The following is an 18302-nucleotide window of genomic DNA, read 5'->3' as shown; positions in this document are numbered from 1 at the left end:
CGACCCGAGTGGTTTTTTTTGTCTTTTGATGGCCCCATGAAGGTGGCAAAAAGACACGCATAACGCAGGACCGGGCAACGGTCTTGGCGCTTCAGCTGGGGCGCGTTGCATGACGCCGCTACTTATGCCCCCGCAGGCGCGCCAACTCAAAATGGCGTGGGCATGACGCATGTCAAAAACACTTTTTTGTCGCCTGATACAAGGAAAGCATGTTCATTTTATTGACGCCTGCCTTTCGTGAATGCGCTGCACTTTATCTGGTTTGAATTCATTTTCTGCGCTGCCTTGATTGGCAGCGCGGGCTATCAACTTTCACGCCACGGCGATGCCATTTCCCGGCGCACCGGTTTATCGGGGAGCTGGATAGGCTTGGCCTTGCTTGCCACCGTGACGTCGCTTCCCGAGTTGGCCACCGGTATCACCAGTGTCACGCTGGCGCAGGCGCCGAATTTGGCTGTTGGCGACGCGCTGGGGAGTTGTGTGGTGAACCTCCTGATTTTGGTGCTGGTTGACTTTTTCTATCGCAAAGAGCCGATCTGGCATCGGGCCGATCGGGGCCACGTGCTGGCTGCCGCGTTTGGGGTCGTCATGCTTGGCTTTGTGTTGGTCGGATTGCTCATAGGACAGACCACGCCCTCACAAGGAAAAATGATGGCAGCCAGTGCGGCGCAATGGGGCTTTGGCCTGACCACACCCGTCTTGCTGGTGTTGTATCTGGTAGCCATGCGCACTGTCTTTAAGTATGAACGTGAAAATGTGCGACAGGCAGCGCAACAGCTATCGCCTCAGCCAGAACGGCAGACAGGTGATCCATTGCCAACGCTTCGCCATGCAGTCACCCGCTTCACCTTGGCGGCGGCTGTAGTGGCTGGTGCGGGTGTGTGGCTGCCTTTTGTAGCAACGGACCTGGCCCAGGTCATGGCTTGGAATAAGTCCTTTGTCGGTAGTCTGTTTGTGGCGCTGGCCACATCCCTGCCTGAGCTTGCAGTCACCCTGTCTGCATTGCGCATGGGTGCCCTGGACATGGCCATTGGCAGCTTACTGGGGAGCAATCTGTTCAATGTGGCAATCATTGCCGTGGACGATATGTTTTACCGCCCAGGCATGCTGCTGGCAGAGGTTTCACCCGTGCACGCTGTCACAGCTGCATCGGCTATCACCATGACCGGTCTGGCAATGGTGGGACTGTTTTTTAAGCCCGTCGGTCGAGTGTTGCGTGCGATCAGCTGGGTCAGTCTGGGTATGGTGGGCATGTACTTGCTCAATACCTACGTGCTCTATTTGTATGGCCAATAAGACGCCCATCGCACAGACCCCGGGTGCGTGGCATCTGCATGAAGCCCATGCATTGGCCAAGGCGCATCAGGTGGACCCGTCACAAGGCTTGCAAGCGCACCAAGTGACCCATCGCATGCTTCAGTTCGGTGCCAATGCCTTGCCCGCAGCCGAACGCCGAAGCCTGGGTTCCCTGGTGTTGGAGCAGTTCAGCGACTTCATGATTCTGGTGCTTTTGGCCGCAGCCGTGGTGTCTGGCCTGCTCGGTGATCTGGTCGACACCTTGGTGATTGTGTCCATCGTGTTGCTCAATGCGGCCATTGGGCTGGTGCAGTCCTGGCGGGCAGACCAGGCCCTGGCGGCCCTGAAAAAGCTCTCTGCAGCCCAGGCCACGGTGTTGCGTGGTGGCCAGGTGCAGCAGGTACCCGCACAGGGGCTGGTGCCTGGCGATATCGTGCTGTTGGAGGCCGGCAATCAGGTGCCTGCCGATCTGCGGCTGTTCATGACGGCGCAACTCAAGGTGGATGAGTCGGCATTGACGGGCGAATCGGTCACGGTGGACAAACATGAGCAGGTGCTAGAAAGCGCGGGTCACGCCCTGGGTGACCGCCTGAACATGGCGTTTAAGGGCACCACTGCCACCTATGGGCGTGGCCAAGGCTTGGTGGTGGCCACCGGCTTGGCCACGGAGTTGGGCAAGGTGGCAGGCCTGCTGAAGCACGATAACCAGCGCAGCACCCCCTTGCAGTTGCGCCTGGCCGCCTTTGGCAAACGCGTCGCCTTGGCTGTTTTGGCTATCTGTGCTTTGGTTTTTGGTGTGGGTGTGCTGCGGGGCGAAGCCCCTTTGCTGATGGCCATGACGGCCATCAGCCTGGCCGTGGCTGCTATTCCAGAGGCGCTGCCAGCCATCGTCACGGTGTTGTTGGCCTTGGGCGCACGCAAGATGGTTGGCATCCATGCACTGATTCGCCGCCTGCCTTCGGTGGAGACCTTGGGCTCGGTCACCACCATCTGCTCCGACAAAACCGGCACACTCACGCAAAACCGGATGCAAGCCCAATGCCTGGTGGCTGGTCAAGCGGACGATGCCTCAGGCTGGATGCCATCTCAGGCCCCTTGTGATACAGCGAATGCGGCCAAGGTGTCCCTTTCAGCCGATTCGCGCTATGCCTTGTTGCAGGCTGCTGGTCTGTGCAACGATGCCACGGCAGGAAGCGACGGCGCCTGGCTGGGTGACCCCACCGAGACGGCGCTGGCCGATTTGGCCGCGCTGGCGGGTTTGCACAAAACGGCGCTGGAGGAACGTTGGCCGCGGGTGATGGAGCTGCCGTTTGACTCGGTGCGCAAGCGCATGAGCACGGTTCACCGCGAGGGTCAGGGTTTTGTCGCCTACACCAAGGGCGCGCCCGAGTCGGTGATCGCTTGCTGCACCCGTCAATGGTTGGGCAATGGCCACGCGGTACACGCCGAGTTTGACCCGGTCGCCTGGCTGGCCCGCGCTGATGCGCTGGCCGCACAGGGCCTGCGCGTGTTGGCTCTGGCCGGGCGCCAGCATGACAACTTGCCGGACCCAACGACGCTAGAGAGTGACCTGTATCTGATGGGCTTGGTTGGGCTGATTGATCCGCCGCGCCCGGAGGCTGCGCCAGCCGTGCGTGAATGCTTGCAAGCCGGTATGACGCCAGTGATGATCACGGGTGACCACCCAGCCACAGCGCGCGCTATTGCGTTTAGCCTGGGTATCGTGAACACGCCAGACGCCGCGGTGCTGACCGGCGTGGACTTGGCCGTTTTGGACGATGACGCCTTGCAGGCGCAGGTGCGGCGGGTGCGCATTTATGCCCGGGTAGACCCAGCGCAAAAAATTCGAATTGTCCAAGCGCTCCAGCAGCTGGGTGAGTTTGTGGCCATGACCGGAGATGGTGTCAATGATGCCCCGGCGCTCAAGCAGGCCGACATTGGCATTGCCATGGGACTGAGCGGCACTGACGTGGCGCGCGAGGCGGCCAGCCTGGTGCTGCTGGATGACAACTTTGCCACCATCGTGAAGGCGGTGCGGGAGGGCCGCCGCATTTACGACAACATCCGCAAGTTTGTCCGCTACGCAATGACCGGTAACTCAGGCGAGATATGGACCATTGCCTTGGCCCCCTTGCTGATGCTGCCCATACCCTTGCTGCCGATCCATATTCTTTGGGTCAACCTGGTCACAGACGGCCTGCCGGGTTTGGCACTGGCCGCAGAACCGGCTGAGCGAGGCATCATGCAACGCCCCCCGCGCCCACCTTCAGAGAGCATCTTTGCACACGGCATGTGGCAACACATTCTGGGTGTGGGGTTGTTGTTGGGCGGTCTGTGCCTGGGCATTCAGGCCTGGGCGCTGACGACCGGCCACGCCCATTGGCAAACCATGGTGTTCACCGTGCTTACCCTGGGGCAGATGGCGCACGTCATGGCGATCCGGTCCGAGTCTGAGCCCCTGTGGCGCCTGGGCTTGGGCAGTAACCGGCCCCTGCTGGGCGCTGTGCTGCTGACCTTTGCATTGCAGATGGCCACCATTTACGTGCCTTGGCTGAACCCTATTTTCAAGACGCAGCCGCTCAGCCTGTCAGAACTGGCCCTGTGCATGGCCGCTGCTGGGGTCGTCTGGGTGGCAGTCGAGTTTGAGAAAGCATGGCGCAGATCGCGCCGCCGCGAAAGCGCAGATGAAGCCATGGACAGCCCTTAAGCCGGGTGATTTATTGCGTTGAGTGACAGCTGAAACCTGCGCGGCACCAACGTCGGCAAGCTGTTCGTTCAGCGGCTGTAGGTCAGTCCCAAGGCCACGCCGCCAAACAAGTCACCTTCAATCAGGCGCACGCCTGGAAACTCGGCCTGCAAGGCGAGCTGAAAAGTGCGCAAGGCCGATGAGCCTCCCGTGAGGTAAATGGCATCGAGTGATGCATCGTTCAGGCCTGCCCGCCGGACACATTCACGCGCGCAGGCCACTGTGCGGGCCATCAACCCTTGCAGGTGATCGCGCATGTCGACCACTCCCAAAGTGGCTTGCAGACCGCGCTCGATGACCGTGAGGTCAATCACCGCATCGGCATCGTGCACCGAGCAATCAATTTTTGCCTGCTCGACGCTGTGTGCCATGTGGTGGCCGTGGCGCTCGGTCAGCACCTGCATCAGCCGATCGTGCAGCCGCAGGTCGCTGTAGTTGCTGCGCAAGGTTTGGGCGTGGCTGATGGCTTTGGGCGGGTATTGCCAGTGGATCAGGTGCCAGGTGGCGAGGTCAAAAAACACGCGGCTGGGCACTTCGCGCTGCTCAAAGCCAAGGTGCTTGTAGCCCAGCAAGGGCATGACCTTGGCCAGGTTGAGCTGGCGGTCGTAGTCGGTGCCGCCAATGTGCACGCCGGTGGTGGCCAGGATGTCCCGGCTCCGATCGGTGTTTTTCATGCGGTCTGGCCCCAGGCGAACCACGGTGAAGTCCGAGGTGCCACCACCCAAGTCGACCACCAGCACGGTGCGCTCTGTCGTCAGGCGCTGTTCGTAATCCAGCGCAGCGGCGATCGGCTCCAACTGAAAGGATACTTCTTCAAAGCCCACCGACTGCACGGCCTGCATCAGCGAGGCCTCGGCTTGTGCATCGCGCTCGGGGTCGTCGTCTACGAAATGCACGGGTCGGCCCATCACCACGCGCTGGGGCGCTGCGCCCAGGCTTTGCGTGGCACGCTCGCGCAGGCTGGCCAAAAAAGTGCCGATGATCTCCTGAAAGCTGATCTGCTGATGCCCGATTTGGGTGGTTTCCATCAACAGCGGGCTGCCCAGCAGGCTTTTGAGTGAGCGCATCAAGCGGCCTTCGGTGCCTTCCAGGTAGTGCTTGACGGCATCGCGCCCAAAGTGGGTGCTGTGGTCTTCGGCGTTGTAGAACACCGCCGTGGGCATGGCCAGTGCCTCACCCTCCAGTGCAATCAGCCGCGCGCCGCCTTGCGCACCTGCCCAGGCCATGGCCGAGTTGGAGGTGCCGAAATCAATGCCGAGCGTGCCGGAGGGGGAAGACATCATGGATGGCGTGTGTGGACAAGGCCTGAGCCTGAAGGTGAAAAGGCATGTCGTGCAGCGACACGGTTTGAGGAGCGGGCATTTTGCCACTTGGTGTTTTTCGGCAAGGTCTTTTCTGACATTTGGCAAGGGGCCGCGCTATTGACTGGCGCATGCGTAACAAATTAATCTGGGCATTGCATTCAGCGCCAGATTCAGCAACGCCGAGTTTCGCGATGTTTTTGTGCATGGGCAATTCGATGCGGGCCAAGACAAAACGCTGGGTCTGCGATTTGGCCGCCAGGTGCTTGAATGGAGCGGCTCGGTGTTGCATATGGGCGGCATCAATGCAGGCACTCACCCTTTTGACGCCCCGTCGTTTTTGCGCCCTGATCAATTTTGTGCATTGAGGCCAGTCCGGCGGGGCTGACTGCACAAAACGCGAACCTGCGCCGCTTTTTGGGTTAGATTCGTAGGCTTTAAAAAGCCTAATGCCATGACCGATACACAGCCTGCCGCCGCTCGCCCCGAATTGCCCGACCACTTGTCGATCGATGCCCGCAGCCCGCACCACGTGCGCGCCGTGTTCGAGCACGACATCGGCATTCGCTTCAATGGCAAGGACCGCACGGATGTGGAGGAATACTGCATCAGCGAAGGATGGGTCAAGGTGCCGGCAGGCAAGACGCTGGACCGCAAAGGCCAGCCGCTGCTTATCAAGCTCAAGGGCAAGGTCGAGGCGTTTTACCGCTGAGCTGTTGCAGTTTTATCCACCTGTGATTTGGCCATGACCGTGGCTGACCATGTTGCTTTTGATGGGATGGGCGCTTGGTAGCATGCTGCGGGTGAGCGCCACACAACGATTGGGCAACTCTGAGACAAGGACATTCGGCATGAACGCATTTCAATGGCCCCAAAGCGTCACGGTCCGCGAAGTGGGCCTGCGCGATGGTTTGCAAAGCATCGCCCGCACGCTGCCCACCGCGCAAAAGCTGCAGTGGATTCAGGGCGCTTACGGCGCAGGCATCCGTGAAATCGAAGTGGGCTCGTTCGTGCCCCCCAAACTGTTGCCGCAACTGGCCGACACGGCCGAGCTCGTGGCCTTTGCCAAAACCCTGCCCGGCCTGTGCGTGTCGGTGTTGGTGCCCAACCTCAAAGGGGCCGAGCGGGCCATGGACAGTGGCGCCGACTGGATGCTGCTGCCCTTGTCGGTCAGCCACGCGCACAGCCTGGCGAATTTGCGCAAGGCGCCCGACGACGTGGTGGCTGAAATTGGCGCCATCATCGAAGCCCGTCGGGCGCGTGGCTCGGCCATCCGCATCGAAGTGGGCATGAGCACCGCATTTGGCTGCACGATTCAGGGCCATGTCGAGGTGGACGAGGTGTTGCGCCTGCTGCAGGCCGTGTTGGCGCTGGGGCATGGGCATGGGGTTGACCGCGTGGGCCTGGCCGACACGGTGGGCTATGCCGACCCGCGCCAGGTCGGGGAGCTGTTTACCCGGGCGCGTGAAGTGGCGGGCGACAAGCTCGGCTGTGGGCACTTTCACGATACGCGCGGTCTGGGTCTGGCCAATGTCATGGCCGCATTGCAAGCCGGAGAAACGCGATTTGACGCCTGCCTGGCGGGCATTGGCGGCTGCCCACACGCGCCAGGCGCCAGCGGCAACGTGGCCACCGAAGACCTGGCGTACCTGATGGGCAGCATGGGCATCGCGACAGGCATCGACTGGGATGCCCTGATGACACTGCGTGCCCAAGTGGCCCAGTGGCTTGCGGGAGAATGTCTGCATGGCAGCATTGCCCAAGCGGGCTTGCCCAAAACGCATTTGAAATCACCCCAGGGTTTGCAGGCAGCATGAATTCCACAGTCAAAAAACTCCCACTCGAAGGCCTTCGCGTCGTCGAGTTCACCCACATGGTCATGGGCCCCACCTGCGGCATGGTGCTGGCTGACATGGGGGCTGAGGTCATCAAGGTGGAGCCGATTGAGGGCGACCGCACGCGCCATTTGCTGGGTTCGGGCGCGGGCTTCTTCCCGATGTTCAACCGCAATAAAAAAAGCATCCAGTTGAACCTGCAGTCACCTGAAGGCGCCGAAATGGCACGCAGACTGTGCGCCACGGCCGATGTGGTGGCCGAGAACTTCAAGCCTGGCTCGATGGCCAAGTACGGCCTGGACTACGCCAGCCTGTCGGCCCAGGACCCCAAGATCATTTATGCCAGCCTCAAGGGCTTTTTGCCCGGCCCGTACGACCATCGCACGGCTTTGGACGAAGTGGTGCAGATGATGGGCGGCCTGGCCTACATGACCGGCCGCCCCGGCGACCCGCTGCGCGCAGGCACCAGCGTGAACGACATCATGGGCGGCATGTTCGGCGCCATCGGCGTGTTGGGCGCGCTCATTCAGCGCGGCATCACCGGGCGCGGGCAAGAGATCCAGTCGGCCTTGTTTGAAAACAACGTGTTTTTGGTGGGCCAGCACATGCTGCAATACGCCATCACCGGTGTGGCGGCCGAGCCCATGCCGAACCGCATTTCGGCCTGGGCGGTCTACGACGTGTTCACCGTCAAGCACAACGAACAAATTTTTCTGGCCGCCGTGAGCGATGCGCAATGGGCCACCTTCTGTGACGTGCTGGGCTATGCCGATCTCAAGGCCGATCCCCGGTACTTCGACAACAACGCCCGTGTGTCGCTGCGTACCGAGTTGATTCCTGAACTGCGCCGCCGTCTGGCGGTATTCACCGCGGCCGAATTGACAACCATTTTTGAAAAAGCCGGTTTGCCTTTTGCGCCCATTGTCAAACCCGAAGAACTGTTCGACGATCCGCACCTGCAGGCCACGGGCGGCCTGGCCGATGTGCGCCTGACCGATGGCCCCAAGGCGGGGCAAACCGCGCGCGCTGCGCTGTTTCCTTTCACCATGGACGGGCAGCGCCTGGGTGTGCGCCACCAGCCTCCCAAGCAAGGCGAAAACACCGACGAGTTGTTGCAAAGTCTGGGCCTGAGCACCGCCGAAATTGAGCGCCTGCGCGCACTCAAAGCCGTGGCCTGAACGGTTAAACCACTTTCCTTAAAATGATACAACCCCACTTACAAAGAGAAAGAGACAAACCATGAAACACCCCATCACACGACGCACGGCTTTGTCGGCATTGGCATCGGCTGCGGCAATGGCTGTGCCCGGATTGGCCCTGGCGCAGGCTGACCGGCCCGTCAAGTTCATCTTGCCCAACGCCACTGGCTCGGGCGTGGACACCATCACCCGCACTGCGGCACCGGCACTGGGCCGTGCACTGGGTACCAGCGTGGTGGTTGAAAACCAGGCAGGTGCCAGCGGCATCATTGGCTTGCAGGCCATGGCTAAAAATGCACCCGATGGCTTCACCTTGTCGGTGGTCTCGAACAACGTGGTGATCTTTCCGAGCGTGATCAAGAACCTGCCGTTCGAGATGCCGGGCGATTTCACGCCCATCGCTTTGGTGGGTGCAACGCCCCTGGTGCTGGTGGCCAATCCGCAGCGCGTGCCTTCGACCAGTGGCCGTGAATTCATCGCTGCACTCAAGGCCAAACCCGATGGTTTCAACTTTGGCTCGGGCGGCACTGGCACCATCTTGCACCTGGCGGCCGAGATGTTTGTCGACGAAGCCGGGGTCAAAGCCCGCCACATTCCCTACAAAGGCGTGGGCCCGATGGTCGCCGATCTGCTGGGCGGCCAGATTGATTTCGCGGTGGTGGCCCTGCCCAGTGTGCAGCAGCACATCAAGAGCGGCGCGCTCAAGGCGGTGGGCATGTGCGGCGACAAGCGCAACGCCGCCGCGCCCGATGTCCCGACTTTTGTCGAACAAGGCTTGCCCGGTTACGTGATCGACGCCTGGTTTGGCGTGCTTGGCCCCAAGGGCATGAGTGCACCCGTGGTGAAAAAAGTCCACGATGCGCTGGTCACCGCCTTCAATGACCCGGCCGTCAAGGAGGCCATGGCCAAACAGGGCAACACCATTGCCATCAGCTCGGTCGAGCAGGCGCAGAAAGCTTTCCGCTCTGAGATGGAGCGCTTTGCCGCCTTGGTTAAAAAGGTCGGTATCGAGCCGCAATAAAGCTTGTGTTCGTCGCTTGACATTTGGTGGTCAGGCGACGACCATGCGTTCATGGCCATCCAGGTTTTGATTTTCGGTATCCACCTCGCGCGCAGCACGCGGGGCAAGCCCTGCGCACCGCCGCGGGCTTTTTAAGCATTCCTCCCCTTTTTGCTTGACCGATTTCATGTCGGGCCCCGCTGATATAGCAGCGTGGCCCGGTTCATGACTGGAGATTTTCATGACCGATCTGTTTGACAACCCCATGGGTTTGTGTGGTTTTGAGTTCGTCGAATTCGCATCCCCTGTCCCCAACACGCTGGAACCCCTGTTCGAGAAAATGGGCTTCACGCTGGTGGCCAAACACCGCTCCAAAGACGTTGTGCTTTACCGTCAGGGCGACATCAATTTCATCGTCAACCGAGAACCCAAAAGCCTGGCGGGCTATTTCGCGGCCGAGCATGGGCCCTGCGCCTGTGCGCTGGCGTTTCGGGTGAAGGACTCGCACCTGGCGTATTCCCGTGCGATCGAATTGGGCGCACAACCGGTGGAAATTCCGACCGGCCCCATGGAATTGCGTCTGCCCGCCATCAAGGGCATTGGCGGTGCGCCGCTTTATCTGATCGATCGTTTCGAAGACGGCAAGAGCATCTACGACATCGATTTTGAATTCATCGAAGGGGTGGACCGGCACCCACCCGGACATGGCCTGAAGATCATCGACCACCTGACGCACAACGTGTACAAGGGCCGCATGGCTTTCTGGGGCCAGTTCTACGAAAAGATTTTTAACTTCCGCGAGATTCGGTACTTCGACATCCAGGGCACACACACCGGCCTCACCAGCCGCGCCATGACCGCACCCGACGGCATGATCCGCATCCCGTTGAACGAAGAGTCAGGCAAGACAGGCGGGCAGATTGAAGAGTTCCTGATGCAGTTCAACGGCGAAGGCATCCAGCACATTGCCCTCTTGACCGACGACATTTTGAAGAGCGTGGACGCTTTGCAGATGGCGGGGATTCCGCTCATGACCGCACCCAATGACATCTACTATGCAATGCTCGAAGAGCGCCTCAAAGGCCATGGCGAACCGGTGCCCGAATTGCAGGCACGCGGCATTTTGATGGATGGCTCGACCGCGAATGGTGAAAAGCGTTTGCTGCTGCAAATTTTTAGCCAGACGCTGCTCGGCCCCGTGTTCTTTGAGTTCATTCAGCGCAAGGCCGATGAGGGCTTTGGCGAAGGCAACTTCAAGGCGCTGTTTGAAAGCCTGGAACGCGATCAGATCCGGCGTGGGGCGATTCAGGTGGATTGAGCAACTGGCGCTATAGCCATTGCTGTGTAAAATCGTCCCAGGTAGTCACTTTTGACTACCGAAAGAAACGGAGTTTGCCATGACCGCCACTTCTGCCGCTATTTCGGCCAGCATCCCCACCAGCCTCAAGCTGCCCAGCGCGCTCAAGCTGCAGCTTGAAGAGGATGCCAAGCAAATGGGCATGAGCCTGCACGCTTTCATGCTGAGCACGCTGGCCGATGCCGCGCAGCGCAAGCGCTTGCGGCAAACATTTGCACAAGACTCGGCGGATGCGCTGGCCAACATGAAGGCCAGCGGTACAGGTCATGCGCTGGACGATGTCCGACACTATTTTTCTCAACTCAAAGCGCATCGTCAGGGACAGAGCGCGCCGCCTGCACCCTTGCAACCGAAAAAAATGGGCTGAGGTGTGAGCACCGTATTTCTAAGCCCGGCAGCATTTCAGGATTTGGTGCGGCTGGAAAATTTTTTGCACGAGTCAGAAGACCCCTTGGCTGGGGAACTGCTCGATTTCATCTTGGACGCTTTGCAAGTGTTGACCCACCAATCCGGTATTGGTCGCCCGGTGGAAGGTGGTTTGCGTGAGCTGATCATTTCTCGCAGGCGCAGCGGTTATTTGGCGCGCTATGCCTGGGACGATGCCTTGGACCGGGTCATGGTGGCCCGTATTCGTCACCAGCGAGAAGCTGGCTATCAAGACGGAGAGGTTTGAAGCGGCTCAGCTTGCTTTCAGACGCGCTCGAAGCAAAAGTCTCGGATGTGACTTGGTAAGGGCTGTTTCGCAAGCTTTGGGTTGTTTCCCGGTTGCACAAAAGGGGTCTTCTCGCCACAGTGCAAAGCTGTTGCTGAGCACAAGGAGTCACTCTTTATGAAACTGAACGTCAACGGTAAAAATCACGCGCTGGATGTTGAACCTGAAATGCCTTTGCTTTGGGCTTTGCGCGATGAGCTGGACATCAAGGGGCCCAAATTTGGCTGTGGTATCGCGCAATGCGGCTCCTGCACGGTGCTGGTCAACGGGGAGCCGGTCCGCTCTTGTGCCTACCCGGTGTCGGGAGCGGCAGGGCAAAAGGTCATCACCATTGAAGGCCTGGCCGACAAAGGCAAGCTGCATGCCGTCCAGCAGGCCTGGATCGACCACCAAGTGCCTCAGTGCGGGTACTGCCAGGGTGGGCAGATGCTCGCTGCGGTGGCCCTGCTCAAGAAAAAGCCCAAGCCCACCGATGAAGACATCGATGCGGCCATGAGCAACATCTGCCGCTGTGGCACTTATGCCCGCATCCGTACCGCCATCCACGCTGCCGCCAAGAAAGGGACCCGCGCATGAGCACCCCAGACCTGAACGCCGGCATGGACCGCCGCCATTTCCTGAAAGTCACCAGCACTGCTGCGGCGGGTTTGTCGGTGGGATTCTTTGTGCCGCAGTCAGCGCAGGCGGCCGATACGCCGCAGCTGAATGTGTGGGTTGAAATTGAGCCCAACGACACCATCGTCATCCGTTACGCCCGTGCAGAAATGGGCCAGGGCAGCATGACCTCGGCGCCCATGATCATTGCCGAAGAACTTGAAGCCGACTGGAAAAAAGTCCGCGTTGAATACGCCACAGCGCATGAAAACCTGCGCACCAAGCGGGCCTATGGCGACATGGCGTCGGTGGGCAGCCGAACGATCCGCAATTCTCAGGAATACCTGCGCAAGGCAGGCGCCACGGGGCGCGAGATGCTGGTTGCAGCGGCGGCCCAGCAGTGGGGCGTGCCCGCCAGCGAATGCAAGGCCGCATTGAGCAAAGTCACCCACATGCCCAGCAAGCGCAGCCTGAGCTACGGCAAGCTGGCCGCTGCGGCCGCCAAACTGGAAGCCCCCAAAGACGTCAAACTCAAAGACCCGAAAGACTGGACGCTGATCGGCAAGCCCATTCCGCGTGTGGACATTCCCGACATTGTCACGGGGCGCACCCGCTATGGCATTGATGCACAAGTTCCCGGCATGTTGCATGCGGCAATCGCCGCCTGCCCTGTCTTCAATGGCACGGTCAAGACCATGGATGCCTCCAAGGTTGAAAACCGGCGGGGCATCGTCAAGGTGCTCAATCTGGGCACCTTTGTGGCTGTGGTGGCCGACAACTGGTGGCGCGCCAAGGAAGCTTTGCGCGAAGTCGCTGTGGATTGGGATGTGGGCGAGCACGGCACGCTGAGCAGTGCGGCCATCATGGCCCATTTCAAGGCGGGCATGGCACAGACCGAACTGGCTGTGGCCCGCAACGATGGCCAAACCATCGAGGCGATGGGCAAAGCCGCCAAAGTGGTCGAGGCCGAGTACTTCACGCCCTACCTGGCCCACGCCACCATGGAGCCCATGGTCTGCACTGCTTGGTTGCAGGGCGACAAGCTGGACATCTGGTGCTCGACCCAAAACCCCGAGGCCACCCTGGCCGTGGGTGCGGCCACCGCAGGTGTGCCGCAAGCCAACGTTAAAGTGCACCCGATGCAGCTGGGCGGCGGTTTGGGTCGCAAGAGCCCGCAAGACTTCACGCGCCAGGCCGTCACGATCGCCAAGGCCATGCCAGGCAAAGCCATCAAGATGCTGTGGTCCCGTGAAGAAGAAATCCAGCATGGCCTGTACCGGCCCGCCAGCCTGATGCGTTTCAAGGCGGGGCTGAACGCCAGTGGCAAGGTGGATGCGTTGCACATTCGGGTCAGCGCCCCCTCCATTCTGGCCACGTTGCTCAAGCTGCCCTTGCCCAAGGGGGTGGATGGCCAGGCGGTCGCCTGCTTCAATGACCACCCTTACGACATTCCCAACACCTTGGTGGACTATGCCCAGCGCAACACCAATGTGCCGGTGGGTTTCTGGCGCACGGTGGGGCATTCACAAAACCCTTACGGACGCGAATGTTTCATTGACGAGTTGGCCCAGACCGCAGGGCAGGACCCGGTGGCCTATCGCCTCGCCATGTTGCCCAACAACGAAAAAGCCAACCGTGACCGGGCCATCTTGTTGGCCGTGACCCAAGCTGCGGGCTGGGATAAAAAGCCGGTGGCCGGGATGTCCCGTGGCGTGGCCGTCACCGATGGCTATGGCAGCTGGACGGCGTGTGTGTGCGAGGTCTCGGTCAATGCCAAGAACGAAGTCAAGATTCATCGGGTGGTGATCGGCATCGACCCGGGTTATGCCGTCAACCCCGACAACATCGTGGCCCAGTTTCAGGGCAGCGTGGTGCATGGGCTCACGGCCATTTTCTGGGGCGAAAACACCATCAAGGAAGGGCGTGTCGAGCAATCGAACTTTCACGACTACCGCATGATGCGTTTGAACGAAATGCCCAAGGTGGAGGTGGTGATTGCGCCCACAGGCGGATTCTGGGGCGGCGTGGGCGAACCTGCACAGGCGCCTTTGGCGCCTGCTTTGGTCAATGCGATTTCGGCCGCTTTGGGCAAACGCATTCGTTCTTTGCCGCTGAAAAACCATGGGCTGAGTTTGGCACGTGCATGAAGCTGTCTGCAGCCGCACTGGCCTGGAGCCTGGCGGGCTGTGCCGGGCTCGCACAGGCTTGGGCGCAAGCGCCGGTGACCACAGAAAGGGCGGCCGCCTCGGTAGAGCGGGGGCGCGCCTTGCTTTTGCAAAGGCAGGACACGGGTTGCGTGCTGTGTCACCAGATTCCAGGCTTGCCCGCAGGTGGGGCACTCGGACCCTCTTTGCACGGCCTGGCCGAGCGCAGCACACTCTCGCAAGCCCGCTTGCACATCGCTGATGCACGGCGCTTCAACCCGCAAACCATCATGCCCGCCTACCTCAGCACCGAAGGCCTGCACAATGTTGCAGTGGGCCTGCAGGGGCAAACCGTCTTGACCCCGCAGGCCCTGGAAGACATCCTCAGTTACCTGTTTCAACCGACAGTCCGAACCCCAGTGATCGCCCCATGAAATTTGTGCAAACTTCGCGCCGAATCTGGCTGCAGCACAGTGCGCGCCTGGGCCTGGCCTGGGCGGCTTTGCAGGCTTGGCCCGCACAGGCCCAGAAGATGGAATCCGGACAATTGATGAGCTTGGCGCAAATGCTCGAGCCGATCACGCAAGGCGGCAAACTGCTGGAGCGTGATGTGCGCATCATCGCCCCGATCCTGGCCGACAACGGTTCTCTGGTGCCACTGGGCGTCCAGGTGCAAAGCCCCATGACCGCGCAAGACCATGTGACCCATGTGCATTTGTTGTCGCAACGCAACCCGGTCACGCGCATGGCCGTTTTTCAGCTGGGGCCCTGGAATGGCCGTGCCGAGGTGTCGACGCGTGTGCGCCTGGCCGGTTCACAAACCGTGGTCGCGCTGGCGCGTTTGTCCAGTGGTGAGTTCCGTTTCGGGCAGATGGACATCATCGTCACCGAGTCGGCCTGCGTGGACGCGTCATGAACCTGGCGCGGATCCATTGGCCTGAGCGCATCACTGCAGGTGAGGTGGTGAAGGTACGCCTGCTGGTGCAGCACCCCATGGACACAGGTTATTTGTACGACCTGTTGGGCAAGTTGGTGCCGCGCAACGTGGTCATTTTGCTGACTTGCACATTGGGTCAACAAGAAGTGTTTCGGGTCGAGCCCTCTTCGGGAATTGCCGCCAACCCTCTTTTCGAATTTTTCGTGCGTGCATCAGAAACGGCTGAAATGCGCGTTCAATGGGAGGATGACCGCGGCAAACGAGGCGAGTTTCGGCAGACCATGACGGTCCTGCCATCGCCTTCGAGGTGAGTGCGATGACTGGCCGTCTAAGGTTGGCGCTGGTGGCGCTGGTGGCGCTGGCGGCAATGGCGGTCATGGCGCTACAGGTCGTCATGGCCCAGCCCCTTCCTTTCAGCCGTGCTTTGCCTTTGTCAGACTTGAAATCGGGGCTGTATTTTTCGGGCAAGGATGTTCAAGCCCTGCAGGCCGATGAATTTGCCAACCCGGCCCAGTTGTGGCTAAGCCAGGGCGCCGCGCTGTGGGGCCGCGCCAGTGCCGTCAACGGTAAAGCCTGCTTGAGTTGTCATGGCAATGTGAGCAGCATGAAAGGCGTGGCCACGCGTTACCCCGCCATTGACCCTGCGAGCGGCCGATTGTTTAACCTGGAAGACCGCATCAACCACTGCAGCACCCGGCACCAGCAGGCTGCGCCCATGCCGCCCGAATCCGATGCTTTGCTGGGCCTGAGCTTGCTCGTCACCCAAGCCTCCAAGGGCTTGCCATTGCGCGTGGACATTGACGGGGCAGCGCGTGCCCATTTTCAGGCGGGTGCGAGCTTGTTCGTGCAGCGCCAGGGGCAACTCAATTTGTCTTGTGCGCAATGCCACGACCAGCATTTTGGCCAACGCCTGTACACCGATATTTTGAGCCAGGGCCAACCCAATGCGCACCCGGTGTACCGCCTGGAATGGCAAAAACCGGGTTCACTGGAGCGGCGTCTGCGCAGTTGTTACGCTGGTGTTCGCGCTGAAATCCCCCCTTGGGGCGCCACTGAAATGAGGCAACTGGCGCTTTACCTGATGTGGCGTGCCGAGGGCCTGCCGGTTGAAGTGCCTGCCGTGCGCAAGTGATCAGGCCGCTCCGTTGCACACCCGCAGCACCTGCGCGCCATAAGCCTCGAGTTTCTTCACACCCAGACCGCTGATGCCTTGCAGGTCACCCAGACTTTGCGGGGCGTGTTCGGCAATCGCGGCCAGTGTGGCGTCGTGGAAGATCACATACGCAGGCAGGTTGTGCTCCTTGGCCACTTCGCCACGCCAGGCCTTGAGGTTGATGTAGCGCACCAATGCGTCTTGCCCCAGATTGGCCGCAGCCGGGCTCTGGGCGCGAGGGCGTGTGCGCTTGTCGGCGCGCTGGCTGGTGGATTCGCGCAATTGCACGGGCACATCGCCTTTGAGAACAGCGCGCGAAGCGTCGGTCAGGTGCAGTGTGCTGAAGCCGTCTTCGGTGTGTACCTGCAAAGCGCCCACCGCGATCAATTGCCGCATCACCGCGCGCAGTTGCTGTTCGCTGTACTCGGCCCCCAAGCCAAAGGTGCTGATGCTTTCGTGGCCGCGCTGGACCACCTTGTCGGTTTTCTTGCCGCGCACGATGTCCATGGTGTGGCCTGCGCCAAAGCTGTGGCCACTCGACTGATGGGTGCGGTAAACGGTGGACAACAATTTGCGCGCCGCATCGGTGCCATCCCACACGTCGGGGGGGTGAAGGCAGTTGTCGCAGTTGCCGCAATACGGCATGTACACGCCCTGGCTGCTCTCGGTTTGGCCTTTGTAGGTTTCGTCAAAGTAGCTCAGCAGGCGCACGCGGCGGCAGTCGGTCGCTTCGGCCAGGGCCAGCAGTGCGTCGAGCTTGCCGCGCATGGCTTGTTTGAACTCTTCGCCCGCCGGGCTTTCGTCGATCATGCGACGCTGGTTCACCACGTCTTGCAGGCCATAAGCCATCCAGGCATCGGACGCTAGACCATCGCGCCCGGCACGGCCGGTCTCTTGGTAGTAGCCTTCGATGTTTTTGGGCATGTCCAGGTGCGCCACAAAGCGCACATCAGGTTTGTCGATGCCCATGCCGAACGCGATGGTGGCCACCATCACCACACCTTCCTCGCGCAAAAATTCGTTCTGGTGGCGCTGGCGCATGTCGGCGGGCAGTCCCGCGTGGTAGGGCAGCGCATGGACGCCCGCCTCGCACAGCATCGCCGCGATCTCTTCGACCCGTTTGCGCGACTGGCAATAGACGACGCCCGCCTCCTCGGTGTGTTCGCGCTCGATGAAGCGCAGCAGTTGGGTGCTGGCCTCTTTTTTTTCGACGATGGTGTAGCGGATGTTGGGGCGGTCAAAGCTGCTGATGAACAGCTCGGCGCTTTCGAGTTGCAGGCGCTCGACGATGTCGGCGCGTGTCAGCGCATCGGCAGTCGCTGTGAGCGCTACACGGGGCACGCCGGGGTAGCGCTCGTGCAGCACCGAAAGGCCGCGGTATTCGGGCCGGAAGTCGTGGCCCCACTGGCTCACGCAATGTGCCTCGTCAATCGCAAAAAGGCTCAGCAGACCGCGTTCTTGCAGCGAATCCATCTGCGCCAGAAAGCGGCCGTTGGTCACCCGCTCGGGTGCGGCATACAACAGCGTGATGTCGCCACGCAGCAAGCGCCGCTCGATGTCGCTGGCTTCTTCGCTGGTCAGGGTGGAATTGAGAAACGCGGCGCTCACACCCGCTTCGTGCAGCGCGCCCACCTGGTCATGCATCAGCGCAATCAGGGGTGAGACCACCACCGTGATGCCATGGCCTGCACGCTGGCGTGCAATGGCGGGAATCTGGTAACACAGCGACTTGCCCCCGCCCGTGGGCATGAGCACCAGCGCATCGCCCCCAGCGGCCACATGGTCAATGATGGCTTGCTGCGGGCCACGAAAAGCGTCGTAACCAAAAATTTCGCGCAGGATGGGGAGATGGGGGGACACGGGGGGTTAGGCAGCTTTTTAAGGGGTGATTGTCCGCTATTGGTGGGTTGGGTTTTTGGTGGTTGTCGTTTGGGTTTTGCGTGGGTTTTGGCGGGTGTAGTGTGGGGGGGGGGGGGGGGGGGCCGGGGGGCGCCGGAGGGGGGGGGGGGGCCCAAAACGAAACCCCCC

Annotated in this window: 18 protein-coding genes; 16 read left to right on the top strand and 2 right to left on the bottom strand. The window is 60.9% G+C overall.

Annotation, left to right across the window (positions count from 1 at the left end; all coding sequences use genetic code 11):
* Window positions 1–237: 237 nt before the first annotated feature.
* Entirely contained in the window at window positions 238–1296 is a 1059-nt protein-coding gene (locus ACIQ3A_RS06165) for a sodium:calcium antiporter (RefSeq protein ID WP_396430873.1), read from the top strand.
* Window positions 1286–4003 carry a cation-translocating P-type ATPase gene (locus ACIQ3A_RS06160; RefSeq protein ID WP_396430872.1) on the top strand — a complete coding sequence of 906 codons (2718 nt, stop codon included), beginning with the start codon at window positions 1286–1288 and terminating at the stop codon, window positions 4001–4003. The genes ACIQ3A_RS06165 and ACIQ3A_RS06160 overlap by 11 nt, the downstream gene beginning before the upstream one ends.
* Window positions 4004–4071: 68 nt before the next feature.
* On the opposite strand, the gene ACIQ3A_RS06155 is transcribed toward ACIQ3A_RS06160, so the two are convergent.
* Window positions 4072–5325, bottom strand: coding sequence for an Hsp70 family protein (locus tag ACIQ3A_RS06155; RefSeq protein ID WP_396430871.1), 1254 nt, complete (start codon window positions 5323–5325; stop codon window positions 4072–4074).
* Between the two features lie 160 nt (window positions 5326–5485).
* Here ACIQ3A_RS06155 and ACIQ3A_RS06150 point away from each other — a divergent pair, with 160 nt between their 5' ends.
* The 14 genes from ACIQ3A_RS06150 to soxA all read left to right on the top strand — a co-directional run bounded on the left by ACIQ3A_RS06150 (window position 5486) and on the right by soxA (window position 16253).
* Window positions 5486–5731: a DUF1302 family protein gene (locus ACIQ3A_RS06150; protein WP_396430886.1), complete on the top strand. Its 246-nt coding sequence runs from the start codon at window positions 5486–5488 to the stop codon at window positions 5729–5731.
* 66 nt (window positions 5732–5797) lie between these two features.
* Window positions 5798–6055 (top strand): DUF3297 family protein, encoded by a 258-nt coding sequence (locus tag ACIQ3A_RS06145; RefSeq protein WP_396430870.1) that lies wholly within the window; start codon window positions 5798–5800, stop codon window positions 6053–6055.
* A 139-nt stretch (window positions 6056–6194) separates the two neighbouring features.
* Window positions 6195–7160, top strand: coding sequence for a hydroxymethylglutaryl-CoA lyase (locus ACIQ3A_RS06140; protein WP_396430869.1), 966 nt, complete (start codon window positions 6195–6197; stop codon window positions 7158–7160).
* Window positions 7157–8356 carry a CaiB/BaiF CoA transferase family protein gene (locus ACIQ3A_RS06135; RefSeq protein WP_396430868.1) on the top strand — a complete coding sequence of 400 codons (1200 nt, stop codon included), beginning with the start codon at window positions 7157–7159 and terminating at the stop codon, window positions 8354–8356. The genes ACIQ3A_RS06140 and ACIQ3A_RS06135 overlap by 4 nt, the downstream gene beginning before the upstream one ends.
* Window positions 8357–8417: 61 nt before the next feature.
* Entirely contained in the window at window positions 8418–9398 is a 981-nt protein-coding gene (locus ACIQ3A_RS06130; RefSeq protein WP_396430867.1) for a Bug family tripartite tricarboxylate transporter substrate binding protein, read from the top strand.
* A gap of 220 nt (window positions 9399–9618) precedes the next feature.
* A complete protein-coding gene (gene hppD / locus ACIQ3A_RS06125; RefSeq protein WP_396430866.1) occupies window positions 9619–10695 on the top strand; it encodes a 4-hydroxyphenylpyruvate dioxygenase in 1077 nt (358 codons plus the stop codon).
* A gap of 79 nt (window positions 10696–10774) precedes the next feature.
* Complete coding sequence (locus ACIQ3A_RS06120; protein ID WP_396430865.1) at window positions 10775–11101, top strand: hypothetical protein; 327 nt, start codon at window positions 10775–10777, stop codon at window positions 11099–11101.
* Between the two features lie 3 nt (window positions 11102–11104).
* Window positions 11105–11407 carry a type II toxin-antitoxin system RelE/ParE family toxin gene (locus ACIQ3A_RS06115; RefSeq protein WP_396430864.1) on the top strand — a complete coding sequence of 101 codons (303 nt, stop codon included), beginning with the start codon at window positions 11105–11107 and terminating at the stop codon, window positions 11405–11407.
* Between the two features lie 156 nt (window positions 11408–11563).
* Window positions 11564–12022 carry a (2Fe-2S)-binding protein gene (locus ACIQ3A_RS06110; protein ID WP_199221842.1) on the top strand — a complete coding sequence of 153 codons (459 nt, stop codon included), beginning with the start codon at window positions 11564–11566 and terminating at the stop codon, window positions 12020–12022.
* Window positions 12019–14187 carry a molybdopterin cofactor-binding domain-containing protein gene (locus ACIQ3A_RS06105; RefSeq protein WP_396430863.1) on the top strand — a complete coding sequence of 723 codons (2169 nt, stop codon included), beginning with the start codon at window positions 12019–12021 and terminating at the stop codon, window positions 14185–14187. The genes ACIQ3A_RS06110 and ACIQ3A_RS06105 overlap by 4 nt, the downstream gene beginning before the upstream one ends.
* Window positions 14184–14618: a sulfur oxidation c-type cytochrome SoxX gene (locus tag ACIQ3A_RS06100; RefSeq protein ID WP_396430862.1), complete on the top strand. Its 435-nt coding sequence runs from the start codon at window positions 14184–14186 to the stop codon at window positions 14616–14618. Before ACIQ3A_RS06105 ends, ACIQ3A_RS06100 begins: the two co-directional genes overlap by 4 nt.
* On the top strand, window positions 14615–15100 hold the full coding sequence (locus ACIQ3A_RS06095) for a thiosulfate oxidation carrier protein SoxY (RefSeq protein ID WP_396430861.1): 486 nt from the start codon (window positions 14615–14617) through the stop codon (window positions 15098–15100). The genes ACIQ3A_RS06100 and ACIQ3A_RS06095 overlap by 4 nt, the downstream gene beginning before the upstream one ends.
* Window positions 15097–15432, top strand: a complete 336-nt coding sequence (locus ACIQ3A_RS06090; RefSeq protein ID WP_396430860.1) for a thiosulfate oxidation carrier complex protein SoxZ — start codon at window positions 15097–15099, stop codon at window positions 15430–15432. The genes ACIQ3A_RS06095 and ACIQ3A_RS06090 overlap by 4 nt, the downstream gene beginning before the upstream one ends.
* A 5-nt stretch (window positions 15433–15437) precedes the next feature.
* Entirely contained in the window at window positions 15438–16253 is an 816-nt protein-coding gene (soxA, locus tag ACIQ3A_RS06085) for a sulfur oxidation c-type cytochrome SoxA (protein WP_396430859.1), read from the top strand.
* Here soxA and recQ read toward each other — a convergent pair whose 3' ends face one another.
* Window positions 16254–18134: a DNA helicase RecQ gene (gene recQ, locus ACIQ3A_RS06080; protein ID WP_396430858.1), complete on the bottom strand. Its 1881-nt coding sequence runs from the start codon at window positions 18132–18134 to the stop codon at window positions 16254–16256.
* Between the last annotated feature and the right edge of the window lie 168 nt (window positions 18135–18302).

Origin of the sequence: Limnohabitans sp. (assembly GCF_044361985.1) — a bacterium.
Lineage (GTDB): Bacteria > Pseudomonadota > Gammaproteobacteria > Burkholderiales > Burkholderiaceae_C > Limnohabitans_A.
This window is presented reverse-complemented; position numbering and strand designations above follow the sequence as displayed.